The organism is Streptomyces sp. NRRL F-5727 (assembly GCF_000719555.1).
Classification (GTDB): domain Bacteria; phylum Actinomycetota; class Actinomycetes; order Streptomycetales; family Streptomycetaceae; genus Streptomyces.
In genome coordinates, this window is the sequence record NZ_JOGX01000054.1 from 13,617 (window position 1) to 36,851 (window position 23,235).

At 71.6% G+C, this 23,235-nt stretch carries 21 protein-coding genes and 1 riboswitch; of the genes, 8 read left to right on the forward strand and 13 right to left on the reverse strand.

From position 1 onward, the window contains the following. Positions 1 to 37: 37 nt before the first annotated feature. Positions 38 to 1,504 (reverse strand): sensor histidine kinase, encoded by a 1,467-nt coding sequence (locus tag IF73_RS0128585; RefSeq protein WP_031013148.1) that lies wholly within the window; start codon positions 1,502 to 1,504, stop codon positions 38 to 40. Positions 1,505 to 1,882: 378 nt separating this feature from the next. After that, positions 1,883 to 2,479: a TetR/AcrR family transcriptional regulator gene (locus IF73_RS0128590; RefSeq protein ID WP_107049350.1), complete on the reverse strand. Its 597-nt coding sequence runs from the start codon at positions 2,477 to 2,479 to the stop codon at positions 1,883 to 1,885. 83 nt (positions 2,480 to 2,562) lie between these two features. Between IF73_RS0128590 and IF73_RS0128595 the strand changes: the two genes are divergently transcribed. Then, positions 2,563 to 3,315 (forward strand): SDR family oxidoreductase, encoded by a 753-nt coding sequence (locus tag IF73_RS0128595; protein WP_031013152.1) that lies wholly within the window; start codon positions 2,563 to 2,565, stop codon positions 3,313 to 3,315. A 295-nt stretch (positions 3,316 to 3,610) separates the two neighbouring features. Beyond that, positions 3,611 to 4,396, forward strand: a complete 786-nt coding sequence (gene nagB, locus IF73_RS0128605) for a glucosamine-6-phosphate deaminase (protein ID WP_031013154.1) — start codon at positions 3,611 to 3,613, stop codon at positions 4,394 to 4,396. Between the two features lie 100 nt (positions 4,397 to 4,496). Here nagB and IF73_RS0128610 read toward each other — a convergent pair whose 3' ends face one another. From IF73_RS0128610 to IF73_RS0128625, 4 genes are all read right to left on the reverse strand, one after another. Further along, on the reverse strand, positions 4,497 to 6,023 hold the full coding sequence (locus IF73_RS0128610; protein ID WP_031013156.1) for a glycoside hydrolase family 3 protein: 1,527 nt from the start codon (positions 6,021 to 6,023) through the stop codon (positions 4,497 to 4,499). Positions 6,024 to 6,032: 9 nt separating this feature from the next. After that, on the reverse strand, positions 6,033 to 6,869 hold the full coding sequence (locus tag IF73_RS0128615) for a carbohydrate ABC transporter permease (protein ID WP_031013159.1): 837 nt from the start codon (positions 6,867 to 6,869) through the stop codon (positions 6,033 to 6,035). Between the two features lie 53 nt (positions 6,870 to 6,922). After that, positions 6,923 to 7,945, reverse strand: coding sequence for a carbohydrate ABC transporter permease (locus IF73_RS0128620; protein WP_031013160.1), 1,023 nt, complete (start codon positions 7,943 to 7,945; stop codon positions 6,923 to 6,925). Positions 7,946 to 8,072: 127 nt separating this feature from the next. Further along, positions 8,073 to 9,362, reverse strand: coding sequence for an extracellular solute-binding protein (locus tag IF73_RS0128625; protein ID WP_031013164.1), 1,290 nt, complete (start codon positions 9,360 to 9,362; stop codon positions 8,073 to 8,075). 282 nt (positions 9,363 to 9,644) lie between these two features. Between IF73_RS0128625 and IF73_RS0128630 the strand changes: the two genes are divergently transcribed. From IF73_RS0128630 to IF73_RS0128655, 6 genes are all read left to right on the forward strand, one after another. Beyond that, positions 9,645 to 10,409, forward strand: a complete 765-nt coding sequence (locus IF73_RS0128630; RefSeq protein ID WP_031013165.1) for a GntR family transcriptional regulator — start codon at positions 9,645 to 9,647, stop codon at positions 10,407 to 10,409. A 189-nt stretch (positions 10,410 to 10,598) separates the two neighbouring features. After that, entirely contained in the window at positions 10,599 to 10,853 is a 255-nt protein-coding gene (locus IF73_RS0128635; RefSeq protein WP_031013172.1) for a DUF3311 domain-containing protein, read from the forward strand. Then, positions 10,850 to 12,475, forward strand: coding sequence for a monocarboxylate uptake permease MctP (gene mctP, locus IF73_RS0128640; protein ID WP_031013173.1), 1,626 nt, complete (start codon positions 10,850 to 10,852; stop codon positions 12,473 to 12,475). Before IF73_RS0128635 ends, mctP begins: the two co-directional genes overlap by 4 nt. Before the next feature lie 82 nt (positions 12,476 to 12,557). Then, positions 12,558 to 13,061, forward strand: coding sequence for a GNAT family N-acetyltransferase (locus IF73_RS0128645; protein WP_031013174.1), 504 nt, complete (start codon positions 12,558 to 12,560; stop codon positions 13,059 to 13,061). A 49-nt stretch (positions 13,062 to 13,110) separates the two neighbouring features. Continuing rightward, a riboswitch (cobalamin riboswitch) is annotated at positions 13,111 to 13,249 on the forward strand. 130 nt (positions 13,250 to 13,379) lie between these two features. After that, positions 13,380 to 15,758: a ribonucleoside-diphosphate reductase subunit alpha gene (locus tag IF73_RS0128650; protein WP_031013175.1), complete on the forward strand. Its 2,379-nt coding sequence runs from the start codon at positions 13,380 to 13,382 to the stop codon at positions 15,756 to 15,758. Next, positions 15,758 to 16,774: a ribonucleotide-diphosphate reductase subunit beta gene (locus IF73_RS0128655; RefSeq protein WP_031013176.1), complete on the forward strand. Its 1,017-nt coding sequence runs from the start codon at positions 15,758 to 15,760 to the stop codon at positions 16,772 to 16,774. The genes IF73_RS0128650 and IF73_RS0128655 overlap by 1 nt, the downstream gene beginning before the upstream one ends. A 64-nt stretch (positions 16,775 to 16,838) precedes the next feature. On the opposite strand, the gene def is transcribed toward IF73_RS0128655, so the two are convergent. The 7 genes from def to IF73_RS0128690 form a co-directional block, all read right to left on the reverse strand. After that, positions 16,839 to 17,489, reverse strand: coding sequence for a peptide deformylase (gene def / locus IF73_RS0128660; RefSeq protein ID WP_031013186.1), 651 nt, complete (start codon positions 17,487 to 17,489; stop codon positions 16,839 to 16,841). A 67-nt stretch (positions 17,490 to 17,556) separates the two neighbouring features. Then, positions 17,557 to 18,537, reverse strand: a complete 981-nt coding sequence (locus IF73_RS0128665; RefSeq protein ID WP_031013187.1) for a tetratricopeptide repeat protein — start codon at positions 18,535 to 18,537, stop codon at positions 17,557 to 17,559. Between the two features lie 80 nt (positions 18,538 to 18,617). After that, positions 18,618 to 19,874 carry an HD-GYP domain-containing protein gene (locus IF73_RS0128670; RefSeq protein WP_031013188.1) on the reverse strand — a complete coding sequence of 419 codons (1,257 nt, stop codon included), beginning with the start codon at positions 19,872 to 19,874 and terminating at the stop codon, positions 18,618 to 18,620. Further along, positions 19,871 to 21,244 carry an HD-GYP domain-containing protein gene (locus IF73_RS0128675; protein WP_031013192.1) on the reverse strand — a complete coding sequence of 458 codons (1,374 nt, stop codon included), beginning with the start codon at positions 21,242 to 21,244 and terminating at the stop codon, positions 19,871 to 19,873. Before IF73_RS0128675 ends, IF73_RS0128670 begins: the two co-directional genes overlap by 4 nt. A gap of 120 nt (positions 21,245 to 21,364) precedes the next feature. Next, positions 21,365 to 21,691 (reverse strand): mycothiol system anti-sigma-R factor, encoded by a 327-nt coding sequence (gene rsrA / locus IF73_RS0128680; RefSeq protein ID WP_031013193.1) that lies wholly within the window; start codon positions 21,689 to 21,691, stop codon positions 21,365 to 21,367. Beyond that, positions 21,688 to 22,344 (reverse strand): sigma-70 family RNA polymerase sigma factor, encoded by a 657-nt coding sequence (locus tag IF73_RS0128685; protein WP_030492724.1) that lies wholly within the window; start codon positions 22,342 to 22,344, stop codon positions 21,688 to 21,690. The genes rsrA and IF73_RS0128685 overlap by 4 nt, the downstream gene beginning before the upstream one ends. 251 nt (positions 22,345 to 22,595) lie before the next feature. Then, a complete protein-coding gene (locus IF73_RS0128690; protein WP_031013195.1) occupies positions 22,596 to 23,231 on the reverse strand; it encodes an alpha/beta family hydrolase in 636 nt (211 codons plus the stop codon). Positions 23,232 to 23,235: the final 4 nt, after the last annotated feature.

The following is a 23,235-nucleotide window of genomic DNA, read 5'->3' on the forward strand; positions in this document are numbered from 1 at the left end:
CAGGTCACTTCTGAGGACGGGTCACCCTGCGGGCGGGTCACTTCTGCGGGCGCACCGGGATGTCCAGGACCACCTTGGTGCCGCCCTCGCTGCCGGGCCGCATGTCGAAGGTGCCGCCCAACTCCCCTTCCACCAGGGTTCGTACGATCTGGAGGCCGAGGTTGCCGGCGGTCTGCGGGTCGAAGCCCTCGGGCAGTCCGCGGCCGTCGTCCCGGACGGTGATGAGGAGACGGGTGTCGGGGCGGGGCTCGCCGCGGACCGCGCTGACCTCCACCGTGCCGTGCTCGCCGGGGGCGAAGGCGTGCTCCAGGGCGTTCTGCAGGATCTCGGTGAGGACCATGGAGAGCGGGGTGGCGACCTCCGCGTCCAGGATGCCGAAGCGGCCGTTGCGCCGGCAGGTGACCTTGCCCGGGGAGATCTCGGCGACCATCGCGATGACCCGGTCGGCGATCTCGTCGAACTCGACCCGCTCGTCCAGGTTCTGGGACAGCGTCTCATGCACGATGGCGATCGAACCGACGCGCCGGACCGCCTCGTTGAGCGCCTCGCGGCCGCGGTCGGAGTCCATCCGGCGCGCCTGGAGCCGCAACAGGGCCGCCACGGTCTGGAGGTTGTTCTTCACCCGGTGGTGGATCTCCCGGATGGTGGCGTCCTTGGTGATCAACTCGCGCTCGCGGCGGCGCAGTTCGGTGACGTCCCGGAGCAGGACGAGCGAACCGATCCGGCTGCCCTTGGGCTTGAGCGGGATGGCCCGCAGCTGGATGACCCCTCCGCTGCCCTCCACCTCGAAGTTCCTCGGGGCGTAGCCGGAGGCGAGTTTGACCAGGGCCTCGTCGACCGGGCCGCGGGAGGGGGCCAGTTCGGCGGTGATCTGGCCGAGGTGCTGGCCGACCAGGTCGGCGGCGAGGCCGAGCCGGTGGTAGGCGGAGAGGGCGTTGGGCGAGGCGTACTGGACCATGCCGTCGGCGTCCAGGCGGACCAGGCCGTCGCCGGCCCGCGGCAGCGAGTCCATGTCGGACTGCTCGCCGGGGTACGGGAAGGAGCCGGCCGCGATCATCTGGGCGAGGTCGGAGGCCGACTGGAGGTAGGTGAGCTCGAGCCGGGAGGGGGTGCGGACGGTCAGCAGGTTGGTGTTGCGGGCGATCACGCCGAGGACGCGGCCGTCGCGGCGTACGGGGATCGACTCGACGCGGACCGGGACCTCCTCGCGCCACTCGGGGTCGCCCTCGCGGACGATGCGGCCCTCGTCGAGGGCGGCGTCCAGGAGCGGGCGGCGGCCGCGCGGGACCAGGTGCCCGACCATGTCGTCCTGGTAGGAGGTGGGGCCGGTGTTCGGGCGCATCTGGGCGACGGAGACGTACCGGGTGCCGTCGAGGGTGGGGACCCACAGGACGAGGTCGGCGAAGGAGAGGTCGGAGAGCAGCTGCCACTCCGACACCAGCAGGTGGAGCCACTCCAGATCGGAGTCGCTCAGGGCGGTGTGCTGGCGGACGAGGTCGTTCATGGAGGGCACGGTGCGAGCGTACCCGCGGAATTAACGGCTGGTGAACCTGGATCTCCCGGGCTGCGTGTTGGAGGATGGCCCCGGAAACACCGCGTTCAGGTGGATGGACAGACAAGAATGGTCTAGTCCACAATGAACGCATCGAACTTCACACAGCCTCCATCCTCCCCGCACAGGAGGATGGACGAGGTCCCCGGCGCTCTCTGCCCTGACTGCGCCGAGACCTCCCTTCACGGCCGAGGGTCCGCACACCCCCGGCCGGGCATACCCGGGCTGCGGTGCCGGGCGGGTTGAGGGTCCCGCCAGGCGCCGCGGCCCGCGGCCGTTTCCGGGCCGCGTGATCTCCCGCCCCGTCGCCTCCGGGTCCGGCCGGCCGCCTCAGGGTGTGGGCCAGGCCCGCATCGCCGACTCGGCCACCGCCGCCAGCTCCTCCGCCGTCGCCCCGTCGCGGGCCTGCTGGGACATGCCCTGGAGCACGGCCCCGCTGAAGCGCGCGAGGACGCGGGGGTCGGTGGCGGCGGGCAGCTCACCGGCCTCGACGTCCCGGCGGATCCGGTCCTCGATGGCGGCCAGATGGGCGTTGCGCCGGGCGCGGAGCGCCTCGTCGACCTCGGGGGTCGAACAGTTGACGGCGGCGGAGATCACCAGGCAGCCCGGTGGATGGCCGGCCTCCGTGTAGGCGACGGCGGCCTCGCGGAGCAGCCGCGCCACCGCGGCCCGGGCGGTGGGCTCCTCCTCGAAGGCGCGGGTGCCGAAGGCGCCGTGCGAGGCCACGTACTCGGCCACGACCTCCTCGAAGAGGGTCCGCTTGTCACCGAAGGCGGCGTAGAGGCTCGGGGCGCTGATGCCCATGGCCCGGGTGAGGTCGGAGACGGAGGTCGTCTCGTAGCCGTGCTCCCAGAAGGCCATCGTCGCCTGCTCCAGGGCCGTGGGCCGGTCGAAGGAGCGGGGGCGGCCGCGCTGTTTCGTCGCCATGGGGTGAATTCTATAGCGTGCGTTACGAATCATGGGGTACCGTCTTTCTGTAACGACCGCTAGCAAATGAGGGGGGCGTCGCCATGGGCGTGCTCACGGGGAAGACGGCACTGGTCACGGGCGGGAGCCGGGGCATCGGGCGAGGGATCGCCGAGCGGCTGGGCCGGGACGGCGCGCGGGTCGCGGTGCACTACGGGACCAACGAGGCGGCGGCGAAGGAGACGGTCGCGGCGATCGAGGCGGCGGGCGGCGAGGCGTTCGCGATCGGGCAGGAGCTGGGGGTGCCGGGCGACGCGGCGGCGCTGTGGGCGGCCTTCGACGCACGGGCGGAGGGACTGGACATCCTGGTGAACAACGCGGGCATCGCCGCCACGCAGCCCTTCGGGACGATCGGCGAGGAGGAGTTCGAGCGGGTGTTCGCGGTGAACGCGAAGGCGCCATTCTTCCTCGCGCAGCTGGGGGCGGAGCGGCTGCGGGACGGGGGCCGGATCGTGAACGTGTCGACGGGGCTGAGCAGGACGGCGCTGATGCCGGACCTGATCGCCTACTCGATGTCGAAGGCGGCGCTGGACGTCTTCACGCGGGATCTGTCCAAGGTGCTGGGCCCGCGTCGGATCACGGTCAACACGGTGGCGCCCGGGATCGTGGACACGGACATCAACGCGGACTGGCTGCGGGGCGGCGAGGAGGCGTGGGCGGGCGCGGCGGCGATGTCGGCGCTCGGCGGGGTCGGGGCGCCGGCGGAGATAGCCGACGTGGTGGCCTTCCTCGTCTCGGACGACGCGCGCTGGGTGACGGGGGCCTGGATCGACGCGACCGGGGGTTCGCTGACCTGAGGCGCCCGGGTCCGCGCCCGTACGTGCCCGGGCGGGGGTCGGGCACGTACGGGTGGGGGCGCCGTCCCCTCGGGGCCGGGCGGGCCGTGCGGAGGGGGCGTGCGGTGGTGGTGGCGGTGGGGTTCGAGTGGCTGGGGAGGGGTGTGCGGCCGACGATGGAGGAGGCCGGGAGGTGCGGGCCGTCCGGGGTGCGGAACGGCATGAGGAGACGGGCCTCCCTCTGCTAGATTGGGACTTTGATTGGTCTATACCACATGGCCCCTCCCTAGCCCCTCACCAGATCGGCAGGCACAGCGTGGAAGTTGTCATCGTCAAGGACGCCAAGGCGGGCGGAGAGCTCATCGCGGACGGCATCGCCGACCTCCTGCGCCGCAAGCCCGACGCGCTGCTCGGCGTGGCCACGGGCTCGACCCCGATCCCGATCTACGACGCCCTGATCGCCCAGGTGAACGCCGGCTCGGTGGACGCCTCCCGGGCGCGCATCGCCCAGCTCGACGAGTACGTGGGGCTGCCCGCCGGGCACCCGGAGTCGTACCGCTCGACGGTGCTGCGCCAGGTGGTGGAGCCGCTCGGTCTGCCGGAGGACCACTTCATGGGTCCCGACGGCTCCGCCGAGGACGTCCAGGCGGCCTGCGAGGCGTACGACAAGGCGCTCGTCGACGCCGGCGGTGTGGACCTCCAGATCCTCGGCATCGGCACCGACGGGCACATCGGCTTCAACGAGCCCTGCTCCTCGCTCGCCTCCCGCACCCGGATCAAGACGCTCACCGAGCAGACCCGGGTGGACAACGCCCGCTTCTTCGACGACGACATCGACCAGGTCCCGCACCACGTCATCACCCAGGGCATCGGCACCATCCTGGAGGCCCGCCACCTGGTGCTGCTCGCCACCGGCGAGGGCAAGGCCGAGGCCGTCGCGCAGACGGTCGAGGGCCCCGTCGCCGCGCTCGTCCCCGCCTCCGCGCTCCAGCTCCACCCGCACGCCACCGTGGTCGTGGACGAGGCCGCCGCCTCCAAGCTGAAGCTCGCGGACTACTTCCGCCACACCTACGCGAACAAGCCCTCCTGGCAGGGCATCTGATCCCCGGATCACCCACCGGCGCACGGCAAGGGGCCCGGCACCTGGATCAGGTGCCGGGCCCCTTGCCGTGCGCGCGTTCCCGGGCGCGTGCGGGAGTCCGTCAGGCGCCGGTGCCGACCACGGCCTCCGCCGCGGCCCGGCCGCAGACCCGGGCGGCGCCGTGGGTCGCGATGTGCAGGGCGCCGCGCGGCTCCGCCTCGTTGAGGCCCATCTCGACGACCACGGTGTCCGGGCGGACGGCGACCAGGCCGTCCAGCGCCGCGGTCATCCAGGGGTGCCGGTGGAGGTCGCGGACGACCGCGACGATCCGCCGCTCCCCCGCCGCCGCGAGCACCGACTCCACGGTGGCCTCGGCGTCGAAGGAACCGGACCCGGTGCCCGGCAGCAGCCGGTCCAGCTCGGCGGCGACGCCCCACGGGGTCTCGTCGCCGACCGCGAAGTTGGCGACCGGGGTGAAGGAGGCGACGAAGGGAGCGCTCGACACCGGGGTGTAGAGCTCCGCGCCCCGGGTGATCCGCAGCGCCCGGCGGGCCGCCACGAGTCCGATGTCGGCGCCGGGCGCGGTCCCCTCCTGCACTGCCGCGCCCGGCACCGATCCAGCCCCCCTCGCCCGGTGCGCCTGGGTCCAGGCCGCCAGGGCGCGCACGCGCGCCGCGGCGTCGGCCAGCCGCTCCTCGGGCAGTTCACCGGTCCGTACCGCGGAGACGAGCGCGTCGCGCAGCCGCAGCACGGTGTCCTCGTCGCACAGCCCGCCGCCGACGCAGATGGCGTCGGCGCCCGCGGCGATCGCGAGGACGGATCCGCGCTCGATGCCGTACGTCGCCGCGACGGCCTGCATCTCCATGCCGTCGGTGACGATCAGGCCGTCGAAGCCCAGCTCCTGGCGGAGCAGACCGGTGAGGATCTGCGGGCTCAGGGTGGCCGGACGTTCGGTGTCGAGCGCGGAGAGCAGGATATGCGCGCTCATGACCGCCTTGGTACCCGCGGCGACGGCCGCGCGGAAAGGCACCAGCTCACGGGCGTGCAGTGTGGCGAGGTCCACATCGATCCGGGGCAGCGCGTCGTGCGAGTCGACGTTGGTGTCGCCGTGTCCGGGGAAGTGCTTGGTGCAGGCCGCGACCCCGACGCCCTGGAGGCCGTCGACGTACGCCACGGTGTGCCGCGCGACCAGGTCCGGGTCCGGTCCGAAGGAGCGGACGCCGATGACCGGGTTCTCGGCGTTGGAGTTCACGTCGGCCGAGGGCGCCCAGTTGAGGTCGATCCCGCAGGCGATCAGCCGGCGGCCGAGCTCGCGGGCGACGGCCCGGGTCAGCTCGACGTCGTCGACCCGGCCCAGGGCGTAGTTGCCCGGGAAGGACGAGCCCTCGTTGACCTCCAGGCGGGTGACGTCGCCGCCCTCCTCGTCGATGGCGACGAGGACGTCCTCCCGCTCGGCGCGGAGCTGCGCGGTGAGGCGGGCGAGCTGGTCGGGGCTGACGACGTTCCGGCCGAAGAGGCCGACGGAGGACAGGCCCTCGCCGATCCGGCGGAGCAGCCAGTCGGGGGCGGTGGTGCCGACGAAGCCGGGCTGGAGCACCGTGAGCGCGTCACGGGTCAGGGTGTCCGAGCCGTGTACGAGTGTGGTCATGGGGCGCCGTTATCCCTTCACCGCGCCGGCGGTCATGCCGCCGACGGCCTTGCGCTGGAGGAAGAGGAACACGATGAGCACGGGCAGGGCGAAGAGCGTCGAGGCGGCCATGGTGGCGCCCCAGTCGTCGCCGAACGCGGTCTGGAACTGGGTGAGCCAGAGCGTCAGGGTCTGGTTCGTCTTGTCCTTGTTGAGCACCAGGACCATGGCGAACTCGTTCCAGGCCGTGATGAAGCCGAAGAGCGAGGTGGACATCAGGCCGGGGGCGAGCAGCGGGAAGATGACCTTGCGGAACGCCTGGCCGCGGGTGCAGCCGTCGATCTGGGCGGCCTCCTCCAGCTCCACCGGGACGGCGGCGATGAAGCCGCGCAGGGTCCAGATGGTGAAGGGCAGGACCATCACGAAGTAGATCGCGGTGAGCAGCGGGATGCTGTTCAGCAGGTCGTTGTCGCGGGCGATCATGTACATCGCGATGACCATGACCTCCCAGGGGGCCATCTGGGCCATCATCACGATGAGGACGATGCCCTTGCGGCCCTTGAACCTCATGCGGGCGATCGCGAAGCTCGCGGCGAGGGCGACGAGCAGGGCCAGGAGGACGGCGCCGACCGTGACGATCAGGCTGTTGGTGACGTACGTCCAGAAGAGGTCGACGCCGGTGGCCGTGGAGTAGTTCTCGAAGGTCGGTGTGAAGAAGAAGACCGGGTCCTTGGAGAGGATCTCGCTCTGCGGCTTCAGCGAGGACGAGAACATCCAGTAGACCGGGAAGACGAAGATCACGGCCAGGACGAGCGCGGCGGCGTTCTTCGCGACGGCGCCGACGGTCAGCGGCTTGCGGGTGCGCAGCTTCTGCGGGGCCCGGGCCGGCACGGGTGCCTTGGGGTTCTGTGCGGTGGTGCTCACTGCTCGTCCTCCTGCTTCAGGATCAGGCGGAAGTAGAAGGACATGGCCACGAGGAGCATCACGATGGTGAGGATCGAGATGGCCGCCGCGACGCCGTAGTGCTGCTGGCTCATGCCTTCGATGTAGGCGAAGACGGGAAGGGTCTCGGTGGCGCGGTCGGGGCCGCCCTGGTTCATGGCGTAGACCTGGGTGAACGCCTTGAAGACCCAGATGATCTCCAGGAAGGTGGTGATCATGAAGAAGGGCTTCAGGTTGGGGAAGACCACGGACCAGAAGGTCCGCCAGCCGCTGGCGCCGTCCATGCGGGCCGCCTCGTAGAGCTCGGTGCCCACCGTGGTGAGGCCGGCGTACATGTTGAGGGCGACGAAGGGGACGGAGCCCCAGACGACGAGGGCCGTGATGATCACGAAGGTGGAGAAGCCGGTCTCGAACCAGTTGTGCTGCTCGTAGCCGGCGAAGCCGAGCGTGCGCATCAGCCAGTTGGCGACGCCGAACTGCTCGTCGAAGAGCCACTGGAAGACCGTGACGGAGGCGACGATCGGCATGGCCCAGGCGAAGGCGAGCGCCAGGGAGAGCACCAGCCGCATCTTCTTGCCGAGGCGGTTGAGGAGCAGGCCGATGCCGGTGCCGATCGCCATGATCAGCGCCACGTTGGCGGCGGTGAAGGCGACCGAGCGGAGGACGACGGTCCAGAACTCGGAGTTGCCCAGCAGCTCCGTGTAGTTGTCGAAGCCGACCCAGGGGGTCTCGCGGCGGATCAGTTCACGCCGGTTGACCGACTGGAAGGAGAGGATCAGGTTGCTGATCAGGGGGTAGAGCAGCAGCACCGCCATGGACAGCAGGGCGGGCGTGACGAGCAGGTACGGCAGTAGCCCACCAGGCAGCGAACGTCTGCCGCGCGAGGGCTGAAGGGCTTCCTTCGCGCCGGAAGGGGGTGGCGGAGTCTGCGACTTCCCTGCCGCCCTCCCGGGCGCGTCCTGGGAACCGGCGGTCGCCGTCCCCTGGGAGTCCACGGTCATGGTCTTCTTCCTCGCGGTTCTGGGGCTCCCGCGCCCACCGGGGCACGGCCCGGGGGAGCGGGCCGCAATCACTGCAACGCCCAGGTGGCGTGGCCGGGGGGAAGCCGGCCACGCCACCGGGGTGGGGTTACTGCTGGTTGATGCGCTCGGCGATGACCTTGTCGGCCTCTTCGCCGGCCTTCTGCGGGTCCTCGCCCTTCAGGACCTTGGTCATGTAGCCCTTGATCGGGTTGGGCTCGGTCTCGACGTTGGCCCAGCCACCGGTGATCGGGGTGATGCGACCGACCTCGGCGACCTTCACCATGGCCTCGGCGAAGGAGCCGGCCTCAGGGGTGACCTGCGCGGAGGTGTCGACGGGGATGATGCCGCCCTTGTTGGCGGTGCCGTACGACTGCAGCTGCTTCTTGTTGGTGACGAAGGCCAGCCACTCCTTCGCGAGCTCCTGGTTCTTGGAGCGCTCGGCGACGGCGAGGTTGGAGCCGCCGAAGAAGACGGAGCCCGGCTTGTCGGCGGTCTTGCCCGGGATCGGGAAGTAGCCGAAGTCGGCCTTCTTGCCGGCCTTCTCGATGGCGGCGATCGCGCCGCCGGCCTCCCAGCCGAGACCGATCCAGGAGGCGACGCCGCCCTTGGGGACGACGTCGACGGACTGCTGCGGGGTGGCCTCGTCCTTGTCCTTCGGAGCGGTCGAGAAGGACTGCAGCTCCTTGTAGAAGTTCATGGCGGCGGCGGCCTGCGGGGTGGCCAGGCCGCCCTTCCACTTGTCGCCGTCCTTGACCGCGAGCTCGCCGCCCTCGTCCCAGAGGAAGCCGGCGAGGACGTACCAGCTCTGGCCCGGGAGGTAGATGGGCTGCGACTTGGCGTCGGCGGCCTTGAGCTTCTTCAGGCCGTCGATCCACTCGTCGCGGGTCTTCGGCGGGGTGACGCCGGCCTTCTTGTACGCGGCCTTGTCGTAGATCACGACGCGGCTGGCGGCCCACCACGGAGCGGCGTAGAGCTTGCCGTCCAGCTCGGCCGAGGGCAGCATGCCCTTGCTCCAGTTGGCGTAACCGAGCTTCTCCTTGTCACCGGTGAGGTCGGCGAGACCGCCGGTGACGGCGTAACCCGTGGTCTGGGTGTTGCCGAGCTCAAGGACGTCCGGCGGGGTGTCCTCGGAGAGGGCCGTGGTGACCTTGGTCTGGATGTCGGTCCACTGCTGGACCTCGACGTTGACCTTGACGCCGGGGTGGGCGGCCTCGAACTCCTTGTTGACGCCGTCGATCCACTCCTTGGGAGCGGAACCGTCCATGACCCAGACGGTGAGCGACTTGTCGCCGCCCTCGGCCTTGTCCTTGCCGTCACCGCTGTCGGAACCGCCACACGCAGCGATAGAGACCATCATGCCCGCGACGCCGATCGCCGCGATGAGCTTGCGCTTCACGCCACCCTCCTCAGGGATGCCTGCAACCCCTGCCCACCGCGCGAAGACATACGTCAGGTAGTGCTCGTGGGGCTGGGACCTGGTCTTTAATGGTTTAGACCAGTACCCGGAGCTTGGCCTAGACCTTTAGGGGTGTCAAGGGTGTATAAGAAGGGCAGTCGCGTCCGTTATCGGACCGACACCTGAGGGAGGCCGACGACCCGTGACCGGTCCGTGCCACCATGTGAGCCGCGACAGACGGAGGAGCCGGTGACGGCAGCAGCACAGTCGGGAAGGCAGGCCATGGCCACGGAGGCGGGCAGCACGGAGACAGAGGGCGGGGCGGCGACCCGCACCGCGCGCGTGCCCAAGTACTACCGGCTGAAAAGGCACCTCCTCGACATGACGGAGACCCTTCCGCCCGGCACCCCGGTACCGCCCGAGCGCACGCTCGCGGCCGAGTTCGACACCTCGCGCACCACCGTGCGCCAGGCCCTCCAGGAACTGGTCGTCGAGGGCCGCCTGGAGCGCATCCAGGGCAAGGGCACCTTCGTGGCGAAGCCCAAGGTCTCCCAGTCCCTCCAACTCACCTCGTACACCGAGGACATGCGCGCCCAGGGACTCGAACCCACCTCGCAGCTCCTCGACATCGGCTACGTCACCGCCGACGACACCCTCGCCGGACTGCTCGACATCACGGCCGGCGGCCGGGTGCTGCGCATCGAGCGCCTCCGCCTCGCCAACGGCGAGCCCATGGCCATCGAGACCACCCACCTTTCGGCCAAGCGCTTTCCCGCGCTGCGCCGTTCGCTGGTCAAGTACACCTCGCTCTACACCGCGCTGGCCGAGGTCTACGACGTGCACCTCGCCGAGGCCGAGGAGACCATCGAGACCTCCCTCGCCACCCCGCGCGAGGCCGGACTGCTCGGCACCGACGTCGGCCTGCCGATGCTGATGCTCTCCCGTCACTCGCTCGACGCCCAGGGCGAGCCGGTGGAGTGGGTGCGCTCGGTCTACCGCGGCGACCGCTACAAGTTCGTCGCCCGCCTCCAGCGCCCCAACGGCTGAAAATCGATCTGAACCCGCACCCCGGCACATCCGTGTGATGTGTCGGGGTTCGCCGTTTCCAGGGCCGCGGTTCGACACCGAGACCCGCCCGATACACGTCCGTTATTCGGACGAGGGTTCCCAAGGGGTGGGCGGTCCCCTACATTTCCTCGGCATTAGCCGGTGATCAGTGAGGGGACGTATTTCGCCATGTCAGAAACCGCAACCGGGAGACAACCGGTCATCACGCCCGTCAGGATCGTCATAGCGCTCTGCCTGGCGGCCCCGTTCGTGGCGATGCTCTGGGTCAGTTCCTACGCGAAGGTCGAACCCCTCTTCGCCGGCATCCCGTTCTTCTACTGGTACCAGATGCTGTGGGTGCTGGTGTCGACCGCGCTCACGATGGTCGCGTACAAGCTGTGGCAGCGTGACCAGCGCGCCCGCAAGGGAGGTGACGCGCGATGAAGGACGGCGTCAACGGCGTGGCGCTCGGCGTCTTCGTCTTCTTCTTCCTGGCCGTCACGGTCATGGGCTTCCTCGCCTCCAAGTGGCGCAGGGCCGAGAACGAGAACAGCCTCGACGAGTGGGGCCTGGGCGGCCGGTCGTTCGGCACCTGGGTCACCTGGTTCCTGCTCGGCGGCGACCTCTACACCGCGTACACCTTCGTCGCCGTCCCGGCGGCCATCTACGCGGCGGGCGCGGCCGGCTTCTTCGCCGTCCCGTACACCATCCTGGTCTACCCGCTGATCTTCACCTTCCTGCCGCGCCTCTGGTCGGTCTCGCACAAGCACGGGTACGTCACCACCTCCGACTTCGTCCGCGGCCGCTTCGGCTCCAAGGGCCTGTCGCTCGCGGTGGCGGTCACCGGCATCCTCGCCACGATGCCGTACATCGCGCTCCAGCTCGTCGGCATCCAGGCCGTCCTGGACGTGATGGGCGTCGGCGGCGGCGAGAACACCCACTGGTTCATCAAGGACCTGCCGCTGCTCATCGCCTTCGGCGTGCTCGCCGCGTACACCTACTCCTCGGGCCTGCGCGCCCCGGCGCTCATCGCCTTCGTCAAGGACACCCTGATCTACATCGTCATCGCGGTGGCGATCATCTACATCCCGATCAAGCTCGGCGGCTTCGACGAGGTCTTCGCCAAGGCCGGCGAGGCGTACGCGACGGTCAACCCGGCCACCGACAAGCCGCGCGGCGCCCTGGTGCCGGGCGAGGCCGGCCAGTGGACGTACGCGACGCTCGCGCTCGGCTCGGCCCTCGCGCTCTTCATGTACCCGCACTCGATCACGGCGACCCTGTCCTCCAAGAGCCGCGAGGTCATCCGCCGCAACACCACGATCCTGCCGCTGTACTCGCTGATGCTGGGCCTGCTCGCGCTGCTCGGCTTCATGGCGATCGCCGCCGGCGTCAAGGTCGCCAACGGCCAGCTCGCCATCCCGCAGCTCTTCGAGAACATGTTCCCGGACTGGTTCGCGGGCGTCGCCTTCGCCGCGATCGGCATCGGCGCGCTCGTCCCGGCCGCGATCATGTCGATCGCCGCGGCCAACCTCTTCACCCGCAACATCTACAAGGACTTCATCAAGAAGGACGCCACCCCGGCGCAGGAGACCAAGGTCTCCAAGCTGGTCTCGCTGCTGGTCAAGGTCGGCGCGCTCGCCTTCGTCCTCACCATGGACAAGACCGTCGCGATCAACTTCCAGCTGCTCGGCGGCATCTGGATCCTGCAGACCTTCCCGGCCCTGGTCGGCGGTCTGTTCACCCGCTGGTTCCACCGCTGGGCGCTGCTGGCCGGCTGGGCCGTCGGCATGGTCTACGGCACCGCCGCCGCGTACGGCGTCGCCAGCCCGACCCAGAAGCACTTCGGCGGCTCCTCCGCCGAGATCCCCGGCATCGGCGAGATCGGCTACATCGGTCTCACCGCCTTCGTCCTCAACGTCGTCGTGACGGTGGTCCTCACCTTCGTCCTCAAGGCCGTCAAGGCCCCCGAGGGCGTCGACGAGACCTCCCCGTCCGACTACACGGCCGACGCCGGCGACGCCGGCGTCCGCACCGAGCTCCCGAAGGTCGGCGCCGGCACGCACTGACCCGGCGGCACACGGACGGGGCGAGGGCCCGGGGCGGAAAACCCCGGGCCCTCGCCCCGTCCGGCCCGGCAGACTGCCCCGCATGGACTTCACGATCAGGGCCGTACGGCCCGAGGAGTACGAGGAGCTCGGCGAGATCACCGCGCGGGCCTACCTCGACGACGGTCACCTCACCTTCGGCGAGGACGACGACTACCTGCCGGTGATGCGGGACGTGGCCCGGCGGGCCGTCGAGGCCGAGGTGCTGGTCGCCGTCGACGGCGACGGACGGCTGCTCGGCGGGGTGACCTTCACCGCCGGCGGCGGCGAGTGGGCCGACATCGCCGGCCCCGGCGAGGCCGAGTTCCGGCTGCTTGCCGTCGCCCGCGCCGCCCGCGGCCGCGGCGTCGGCGAGGCGCTCGTCCGGGCCTGCGTCGAGCGCGCCCGGGCCCTCGACGGCTGCTCCCGGCTGGTGCTCTCCACCCAGGACCGGATGGCCGAGGCGCACCGGATCTACCGGCGGATCGGCTTCACCCGCCTGCCCGAACGGGACTGGAGCCCGGTCCCCGAGCTGTCGCCGCTGCTCGTCCTCGCCCTGGAACTCTGACCACGGGGGGCGACCGAGGACACAACATGTGGGGGGTGCCACGAGCGGCGCCCCCCACATGTATGCTCGTCCTCGCTGTCGACGCAGGGGAATCCGGTGCGAATCCGGAACTGTCCCGCAACGGTGTGCTTCGTGCGCTTTTCCGCACGTGGCGAGTCCGAGCACCTGCGCGCAGTGCGCCCGGTCCGTCCGTTCCGGGTGCCGACGACGTCCGGGCCTCGCGGAATGGGCCGGTGGACGCGGGCGCTTCCGCGCGTACGGATGCCCGCCCGCCCCTCCCCCGCCGTGGCCCCGGGCCGAGCGAGGGAGAGCCCCCACGTGACCATCGCGCCTGCGGGTCCGTCAGCCGCCGAGGCCGCCGCGATCGAGAGCGACGGCCCCGGGACCGTACTGCTGCGGACCCTGACCGACCTCACCGCCGACCTCACCGACACCGACCCCGGCCGGGTCGCCGCCGCCGCCCTGCGCGGCCGGCACGCCGGTTCGGACGAGGCGGAGCTGCGCGAACTGGCCACCGAGGCCGCCGCCGGACTCATCTCCGAGGACCCCGCCTACTCCCGGCTCGCCGCCCGCCTGCTCACCCTCACGATCGCCGAGGAGGCGGCCGGGCAGGGCGCGGTCTCCTTCTCCGCCTCGGTCGCCACCGGCCACCGCGAGGGCCTGATCGCCGACCGCACCGCCGACTTCGTCGCGCTGCACGCCGCCCGCCTGGACGCGCTGATCGACCCGGCCGCCGACGACCGCTTCGGCTACTTCGGCCTGCGCACCCTGTACTCCCGCTACCTGCTGCGCCACCCGATCACCCGCAAGGTGATCGAGACCCCGCAGCACTTCATGCTCCGGGTCGCGGCCGGCCTCGCCGAGGACGACTCGGTCCGCGCGCTGGACGAGGTCGCGGCGCTCTACGGGCTGATGAGCCGGCTCGACTACCTGCCCTCCTCCCCCACGCTCTTCAACTCCGGCACCCGCCACCCCCAGATGTCCTCCTGCTACCTCCTGGACTCCCCGCAGGACGAGCTGGACTCGATCTACGACCGCTACCACCAGGTCGCGCGCCTGTCGAAGCACGCGGGCGGCATCGGTCTGTCCTACTCGCGGATCCGCTCGCGCGGTTCGCTGATCCGCGGCACCAACGGGCACTCCAACGGCATCGTGCCGTTTCTGAAGACGCTCGACGCCTCGGTCGCCGCCGTGAACCAGGGCGGCCGCCGCAAGGGCGCCGCCGCCGTCTACCTGGAGACCTGGCACGCCGACATCGAGGAGTTCCTGGAGCTCCGCGACAACACCGGCGAGGACGCCCGCCGCACCCACAACCTGAACCTCGCCCACTGGATCCCGGACGAGTTCATGCGCCGGGTCAACGCCGACGCCGAATGGTCGCTGTTCTCCCCGGCGGACGTGCCCGAGCTGGTCGACCTGTACGGCGAGGAGTTCGACGCCGCCTACCGCAAGGCCGAGGAGGCGGGCCTGGCCCGCAGGACCATGCCGGCCCGTGACCTGTACGGCCGGATGATGCGGACCCTGGCCCAGACCGGCAACGGCTGGATGACCTTCAAGGACGCCTCCAACCGGACCGCGAACCAGACCGCCCTGCCCGGCCGCGTGGTGCACTCCTCGAACCTGTGCACCGAGATCATCGAGGTCACCAACGACGACGAGACCGCGGTGTGCAACCTCGGCTCGGTCAACCTGGGTGCCTTCGTGGCCGGTTCGGACATCGACTGGGAGCGCCTGGACGAGACCGTCCGCACGGCCGTCACCTTCCTCGACCGGGTCGTCGACATCAACTTCTACCCGACCGAGCAGGCGGGCCGCTCCAACGCCAGGTGGCGCCCGGTGGGCCTGGGCGCGATGGGCCTCCAGGACGTCTTCTTCCAGCTGAAGCTGCCCTTCGACTCCCCCGAGGCCCGCGCGCTGTCCACCCGGATCGCCGAGCGGATCATGCTCGCCGCGTACGAGGCGTCCGCCGACCTCGCCGAGCGCAGCGGCCCGCTCCCGGCCTGGGCCGAGACCCGCACCGCCCAGGGCGTCCTGCACCCCGACCACTACGACGTCGAGCTGAACTGGCCGGAGCGCTGGGCGGCGCTGCGCGAGCGGATCGCGACGACCGGCATGCGCAACTCCCTCCTCCTCGCCATCGCGCCGACCGCGACGATCGCCTCGATCGCCGGCGTCTACGAGTGCATCGAGCCGCAGGTCTCCAACCTCTTCAAGCGCGAGACGCTGTCCGGCGAGTTCCTCCAGGTCAACTCGTACCTCGTCGACGAGCTGAAGAAGCTCGGCGTGTGGGACGCGCAGACCCGGGAGGCGCTGCGCGACGCCAACGGCTCGGTGGCCGGCTTCAGCTGGGTCCCGGCCGAGGTGCGCGAGCTGTACCGCACGGCCTGGGAGATCCCGCAGCGCGGCCTCATCGACATGGCCGCGGCGCGCACCCCGTTCCTGGACCAGTCCCAGTCCCTGAACCTGTTCATGGAGACGCCGACGATCGGCAAGCTGTCGTCGATGTACGCGTACGCCTGGAAGCAGGGCCTGAAGACGACGTACTACCTGCGCTCCCGCCCGGCGACCCGGATCGCCCGCGCCGCCCAGGCGTCGACGCCGGCCGCCACCCCCGTCCCCGTCCAGCAGGCGGCCCCCGACGCCGACGCGATCGCCTGCTCCCTGGAGAACCCCGAGTCCTGCGAGGCATGCCAGTAATGAGCACCACCGAGAAGAAGAACCTCCTGGACCCGGGCTTCGAGCTGACGCTCCGCCCGATGCGCTACCCGGACTTCTACGAGCGCTACCGGGACGCCATCAAGAACACCTGGACCGTCGAGGAGGTCGACCTCCACTCGGACGTCGCCGACCTCGCCAAGCTCACCCCCGGCGAGCAGCACATGATCGGCCGGCTGGTCGCGTTCTTCGCGACGGGCGACTCGATCGTCGCGAACAACCTGGTCCTGACGCTCTACAAGCACATCAACTCCCCGGAGGCCCGCCTCTACCTGAGCCGCCAGCTCTTCGAGGAGGCCGTCCACGTCCAGTTCTACCTGACCCTCCTGGACACCTACCTCCCCGATCCGGACGACCGCGCGGCGGCCTTCGCGGCGGTCGAGAACATCCCCTCCATCCGCGAGAAGGCGCAGTTCTGCTTCACGTGGATGGACTCGGTCGAGAAGATCGAGAAGCTGGAGACGGCCGCCGACCGCCGCCGCTTCCTGCTCAACCTGATCTGCTTCGCCGCCTGCATCGAGGGCCTGTTCTTCTACGGCGCCTTCGCGTACGTCTACTGGTTCCGCAGCCGCGGCCTGCTGCACGGCCTGGCGACGGGCACCAACTGGGTCTTCCGCGACGAGACCATGCACATGAACTTCGCCTTCGAGGTCGTGGACACGGTCCGCAAGGAGGAGCCGGAGCTCTTCGACGACGCCCTCCAGCAGCAGGTCACGGACATGCTGAAGGAGGCCGTCGAGGCGGAGCTCCAGTTCGGCCGCGACCTGTGCGGCGACGGCCTGCCGGGCATGAACACCGAGTCCATGCGCGAGTACCTCCAGTGCGTCGCCGACCAGCGCCTCCAGCGCCTCGGCTTCCCCCCGGTCTACGGCTCCGAGAACCCGTTCGCCTTCATGGAGCTCCAGGGCGTCCAGGAACTCACCAACTTCTTCGAGCGCCGCCCCTCCGCCTACCAGGTGGCGGTCGAGGGCACGGTCGACCTGGACGAGGACTTCTAGTCCGTCCGGACACGCGAGAGGGCCCCGCACTCGGTCGAGTGCGGGGCCCTTCTCCGTACGCGGCTCAGTCGTTCGGGACGACCGGGTAGCGCGGGGTGCCCTCGGCCATCTGGCGGAGGGCGTCCTTGCGGTCGCGCTTGGAGAGCTTGTCGATGTACAGGAAGCCGTACAGGTGGTCCGTCTCGTGCTGGAGGCAGCGGGCGAAGTAGCCGGTGCCGCGGACCTTGATGGGGTTGCCGTGCAGGTCCTGGCCGTGGACCTCGGCGAAGTCCGGGCGGGCCAGCTCCGCGTAGGCGGTGGGGACCGAGAGGCAGCCCTCGTTGGAGTCGTCGAGGTGGCGGCGGTCGGCCGGCAGCTCCTGGAGCACCGGGTTCACCACGTGGCCGGTGTGGCGGACGCCCTCGTCGTCGGGGCAGTCGTAGACGAAGACCTTCAGGCCGACGCCGATCTGGTTGGCGGCGAGGCCGACGCCCTCGGCGGTCTTCTGGCTGGCGAACATGTCGTCGACCAGGGCCGCGAGTTCGGGGCCGAACTCGGTGACGTCCTTGCACTCGTGGTGGAGCACCGGGTTGCCGACGACCGTGATCGGACGGGAGGTGCCGCGCTCGCGGTGCGCGAGTTCGCGCGCCTCGCAGTCCTCCGTGTCCACGATGTAGCCGTCGTCGTCCAGGGCGTAGCCCGTGAAGATCTGCTCGCCCGTCTCCTGCTGCGCCATGTGCCGCCGCGCCTTCCTGAAAACCCGATTCCGTCAGGGGACAGCCTACGGGGCCGGGGCGGAAGGCTCAGCAGACCTCTTCGAGATCGCGCCATTCCCGGCTGTCGGGGCTGTCGGCGACCCAGCCGTCGAGGAGGCCGCGGACCAGGTCGGCCGGTGCCGCGATGCCGCACTCGCGCTCGGGCACCCACAGCTCGCCGGGCGAGCGGTGGCCGAGCGGTCCGGGGTGGCCGGGCTCGCTGTGGTCGTGCGGGTCGACGTGGTCGCCCTCGCCCTCGGCGCTGGGCATGGTCGACTCGGAGCAGGCGCGACAGAGGAGCCGTACGGACGACGACCAGTCCTCGGCGGCGAAGCCGGCCTCGGCGGCCAGCTGCTCCAGGGCGTCCCGGTCCGCCTCGGTGGCGGCCTCCAGGAGGACGACCCAGGTGGGGACGGGTGAGGGGGCCCACAGCTCGATCTCGTCGAAGACCGGGTAGGAGGGGCCGGCGGTGGTGGTGCGCTCGCCGTTCGGGACGCCGTCGTGGAGGACGACCTCGCCCCAGCGGCGGCCGGAGGACGGCAGCGGGATGGAGAGGACCTCGATGCGGGCCGGGTCGAGCCGGCGGCCCCACACGACCTCGGCCTCGCCCTCCGGGGAGAGCCGGACGGCGGCGCTGCCGAGCTCCATCCCGGCGGGCTCGCCGGTGGCGGAGGAGGCGCCGGGGACCTTCAGTCCGTACGCCTGCCAGGCGCGGCGGGCCAGCGGCCAGTCCTGCAGGGCGGTGGCGGCGATGCCGACGTTCCACCAGTCGGGGGCGCCGGTCTCCTTGTCGAGCAGGGCCACGGCCCGCAGTCCGGCGGCGCGGGCCTGCTCCCAGTCGTGCCGGAACTTGTGCAGCAGCGCCAGGTTGAACCAGGACTCGGAGAGCCAGGGCTCCAGATCGGCCGCCCGGGTGAGCAGCGCGCCCGCGTCCTCGTACCGGCCGTCGCCGATCAGCGTGAACGCGCGGTCGGTGGCCTGCCGCCACGAGGCGGAGGGCCGATGCCGTACCTTCCCGAAGATCCTCACGATTCCCGCCTGCCCGGTCGCTTCACCCTCTTGTTCGCATCCAACCATGCCGGGTCGGACGCGCGCTCATTACCCATGGGTTACCCCGTGGGGGCCGAGGTCACCCCAGGGGTTCCGCCGCGGGCCAGGACCCTGGCCAGGCAGGCGACGACCTCGGGGTGGTAGTCGCGGGCGGTGCCGAGCCGGAGCAGCTCCAGGGCTTCCAGGGCGGCGGCCGCGTCCTCGCCGGCGAGGTCGTCGTAGGCGTTCACGGCGCGGACGATGCGGGCGGCCCGGGGCTGCTCGCGGTACGGGTCGGCCTGCCGCTCGACGACGTGGGCGACGGCGGCGGGGACGCCGGTCATGCGGACGACCTCGCCGCCGAGGAGGGCGATCCGGCGCTGCTGGTCGGCGGGGAGGAGGGCGGTGGCGCCGCCGGCGACGGGGTCGACGAGGGAGAGCTGTCCGATGTCGTGCATGAGGGCCGCGTACTCCAGGACGGTCAGCTCGGCGCCGCCGAGGCCCAGCTCGCGGCCGACGGCGGTGGAGAGGGCGGCGACCCGGCGGGCGTGGCCGGGCGGGGTGCAGCCGGCGATCTCGGTCGCCCGGGCGAGGGAGGCGATGGTCTGCCGGTTGACGGTGCGGATGGCGGCGTACCGCCGGAAGGAGACCTGGGTGAGCAGCAGCGGTACGGCGAGGACGGGGAGCGCCCAGAGTCCGGCGGCGCCGACGCCGAGGGCCATGACGACGCCGGTGGCGCAGACGGCGGAGCCGATGCCGGGGAGGGCGCGCAGTTCGTCGCGGAGGAGGGGGCCGTACGGGTAAGCGGTGCGGGCGCGGAGCAGGAGGGCGGCGAGGACGGCGTCGCAGAGGCCGGTCAGTCCGAGGACGAGGACGAGGAAGAGGGCGTAGGCGGTGCCGAGGCCGAGGTGTCCGGTGACGGTGCCGGAGTTGTAGAGCGGCTGGAAGCAGAGGGCGGCGAAGCCGACGGTGAGGACCCGGCGGGCGAGGTGGTCGAGGTCGGGGCCGTGGCCGCGGGCGATGTGGGGCACGATGCCGGCGAGTCCGCCGGCGCAGACGACGGCGACGATCTGGAGGACGCCGTGGGTGGTGGCGGCGCCGGCGTCGTCGCCGAGGAGGGCGTAGGCGAGGGCGCCGGCGGCGGCGAGCGGGGCGGGTTCGCGTTCTCCGGGGTGGGCGCCGCGGCGGGCCAGTTCGCCGAGGGCGATGAGGGCGCCGAAGGCGAGGGCGTTGCCGGGTTCGGCGAGGCCGTGCCAGAGGGTGTGGGCGAGTCCGGCCGCGCCGAGGAGGAGGGCGGCGCCGTGGACGGCGCCGACGGTGACCGCCCCGGGTCTCATGCGGGCTCCTGGGTCTTGGCGGTGCGCGGGCCGGGGGCGCGGGGGGCGGGGACCTGGGCGCCGGGTTCGTCGGCGGTGACGGCGGTCTGCCAGCCCTCGCGGTCGAGGGCGCGGACGAGGGCGTCGACCATCCGGGGGTCGAAGTGGCTGCCGGCGCAGCGCCGCAGTTCGGCGAGGGCGGTGGCGACGGGGCGGGCGCGGCTGTAGGAGCGGGTGGAGGTCATGGCGTCGAAGGCGTCGGCGACGGCGACGACCCGGGCGCATTCGGGGATCTGCTCGCCGCGCAGCCCGTAGGGGTAGCCGCTGCCGTCGATGCGTTCGTGGTGGTGGAGGACGGCGTCGCGGGCCTCGCCGAGGAAGCCGATGCCGCGGATCATCTCGTGGCCGTACTCGGGGTGGAGTTCGATGATCCGGCGCTCCTCGGGGGTGAGCGGGCCGTCCTTGCGGAGGACGCGGGTGGGGACGCCGAGTTTGCCGACGTCGTGGAGGATGCCGGCGAAGCGGACGGTGTCGAGGCGGTCGCCGTCCATGCCGAGCTCACGGGCGATCAGGACGGAGGCGTGGCCGACGCGTTCGCTGTGGCCGCGGGTGTAGCTGTCCTTGATGTCGACGGCCTGGACGAGGGCCCGGATGGTGGCCTGGTGGGCGGCGCGCTCGCGGTGGTACTGGGCGAAGACCCAGCAGGAGAGGTACATGGGGAGCAGGACGAGGAGGGCGGCGGCGGGGCCGTGGGGGCTGCGCCAGAGGACGCCCATCATGAGTCCGGCGAGGCCGTGGACGAGGTGGGGGGCGAGGGCCCGGCCGAGGGGGCCGTGGCGCAGGGCGGCGCGGAGCGGGAGGCCGTCGGCGGTGGCGCGGACGCCGCCGTCGAGGGTGGTGAGGACGAGGCAGAAGACGAGGGCGGTCGCGAGGGCGCCGGGTAACGCGTGGCGCATGTCGGGGCCGGCGGTGGCGGTACCGAGGGCGGCGGGGGTGCCGAGGGCGCCGGCGGTGTGGGCGGCGGCCCAGGCGGCGAGGGCGGTGGCGGCGGCGCGCCAGGTGCGGCGCCAGCCGGCGGGGGGTTCGTCGACGCGGGCGAGGAGGCCGCCGGGGAGGGCGGTGAGCGCGGCGGCGGCCGGGGGCAGCAGCAGGGCGGCGGCGAGGAGGACGGGGAAGAAGGAGCCGGGGCCCAGGGGGACGGAGCCGGCGTGGGCGCGGCCGAGGAGGCGGCAGCGGGCGGGCAGCTCGCAGAGCGCGTACAGGGCGGCGAGGAGTCCGGCCGTCGCCCAGGGGGTGGGCGACGGGGGGAGGAGTGCGGGCAGGGCGCACGCTCCGGCGCCGAGGGCGGCGCAGACGATGTACGCGCGGGCCGTTCGCGGGAGGGGCTTCACGACCGTCACGCGGTCACGCTAGCGAGGACGGCGGCCGCGGAAGGCGGGCCGCCGTCGATTCCTACCATCGGGTGATACAAGCTGACGAGTGCGCGGACGGGTGCCCGCACACGCGTGCGGTCACTCCTGGGCGGCCGGGGTCTGCGGGGCCGGGCTCTCGGGGGTGACGGCGTCCTGTTCGGGGACCAGGTGTCCGGCGCGGATCAGGTCGATCCGGCCCATGACCTTGGCCCGCAGGTCGGTGGGGACGTCGTCGCTGCCGCAGCAGCGCTTGACGAGCTTCTTGACCGCCTGTTCGAGGCCGTACTTCTCCAGGCACGGGGAGCACTCCTCGAAGTGCACCTCGAACTTGGTGCATTCACCGTCGGGCATCTCTCGGTCGAGGAACTCGTAGAGATGATCCAGGACTTCCGAGCAGTCCGTCTCGTGCGGGTCTCCGCAGCTCATGAGTCCGCGCCTTTCAGATCCTTGGACGACTCTCCGGCGCCGGCGGGGACGAGGCCACGCTCGCGGGCGTAGTCCTCGAGCATGCCGCGGAGCTGGCGGCGGCCCCGGTGCAGGCGGGACATCACCGTACCGATGGGGGTCCCCATGATGTCGGCGATCTCCTTGTAGGCAAAGCCCTCGACATCGGCGAGGTAGACCGCGATGCGGAACTCCTCGGGGATCGCCTGGAGCGCTTCCTTCACGTCCGAGTCGGGGAGGTGGTCGAGCGCCTGCGACTCGGCGGAGCGCAGACCGGTCGACATGTGCGACTCGGCGCGGGCGAGCTGCCAGTCCTCGATCTCCTCGGCGGCGCTGCGCTGGGGCTCGCGCTGCTTCTTGCGGTACGAGTTGATGAAGGTGTTGGTGAGGATGCGGTACAGCCACGCCTTGAGGTTGGTGCCCTCGCGGAACTGGTGGAAGGAGCCGTACGCCTTCGCGTAGGTCTCCTGCACCAGGTCCTCGGCGTCCGCGGGGTTGCGCGTCATCCGCAGCGCGGCCGAGTACATCTGGTCGAGGTAGCCGAGGGCGTCCCGCTCGAAGCGCGCGTTGCGCTCCTCGGTCGTCTCCTCGGGGCCGTCGTCGGTCCCTGTGTCGGTCCCAGTGACCGGACCCACCTCCTCCAGCGCGGTGACGGGGCCGGTGCCGGACCCGCTCGTCTCGGAGGATAGACGAGGAACGGCTCCGCCCGCCGCCCGAACCGGGGCGGCCTTGGGGGCGGGCAGCACGGTCCAGTCGAGCTCCGCGGACCTGGCCCGCTCCGGGCAGATGGTCGAACCCATGCGACGGACTCCCTCTCTCGCTTCTCACACCGACGCTCTCCACAACAGCGCCCGCGACCCCCGCATTCCCGGGCCCGGGGCGGGTTTCAGCGCAGCGCGGCGAGCCAGTCCGCGACGCTCTCGACGATCCGCCCGACGGCCTCGTCCTGGCCGGTCGGCGCCCGCTTGGCGACGGCGAAGCCGTGGTCGCCGTACGGGATCTCGACCAGTTCGTACGCGCCTCCGGGCGGGAACTCGTCCGGCCTGCCGAACGGGTCGTTGCCGCCCTGGACGACGAGGGTGGGCAGCCCGGTGCCGAGGAGCTCCGCGGCGCGGGAGCTCTCCGGCTTCCCCGGCAGGTGGAGCGGGAAGCTCAGGGCGAGGACGGCGGCGGCGCCGAGTTCCGCGCCGGTCCGGCAGGCCACCCGGGCGCCGGCGCTGCGGCCGCCCGCGACGACCGGGAGGCCGGGCGCCGCGAGGGCCGGCCAGAGGCCGCGCCAGCCGGTGTCGAGGGTCTTCGGCGCGGGCGCGACCTTCTTCCCGGCGACCCGCCAGGGCTGCTCGACCAGGGCGACGGTGACGCCGTGGGCGGGCAGCGCGGCGGCGAGGGCGGCCAGGTCGCGGGCCTCGATGCCGCCGCCGGCGCCGTGGCCGAGGGCGAGGACGCGGCGGGCCCGGGGGGCGGTGTGCCAGGTGATGCGGGCCTCACCGGCGTCGGTGGGCACGGTCTCGATCTTCGTCACGTCC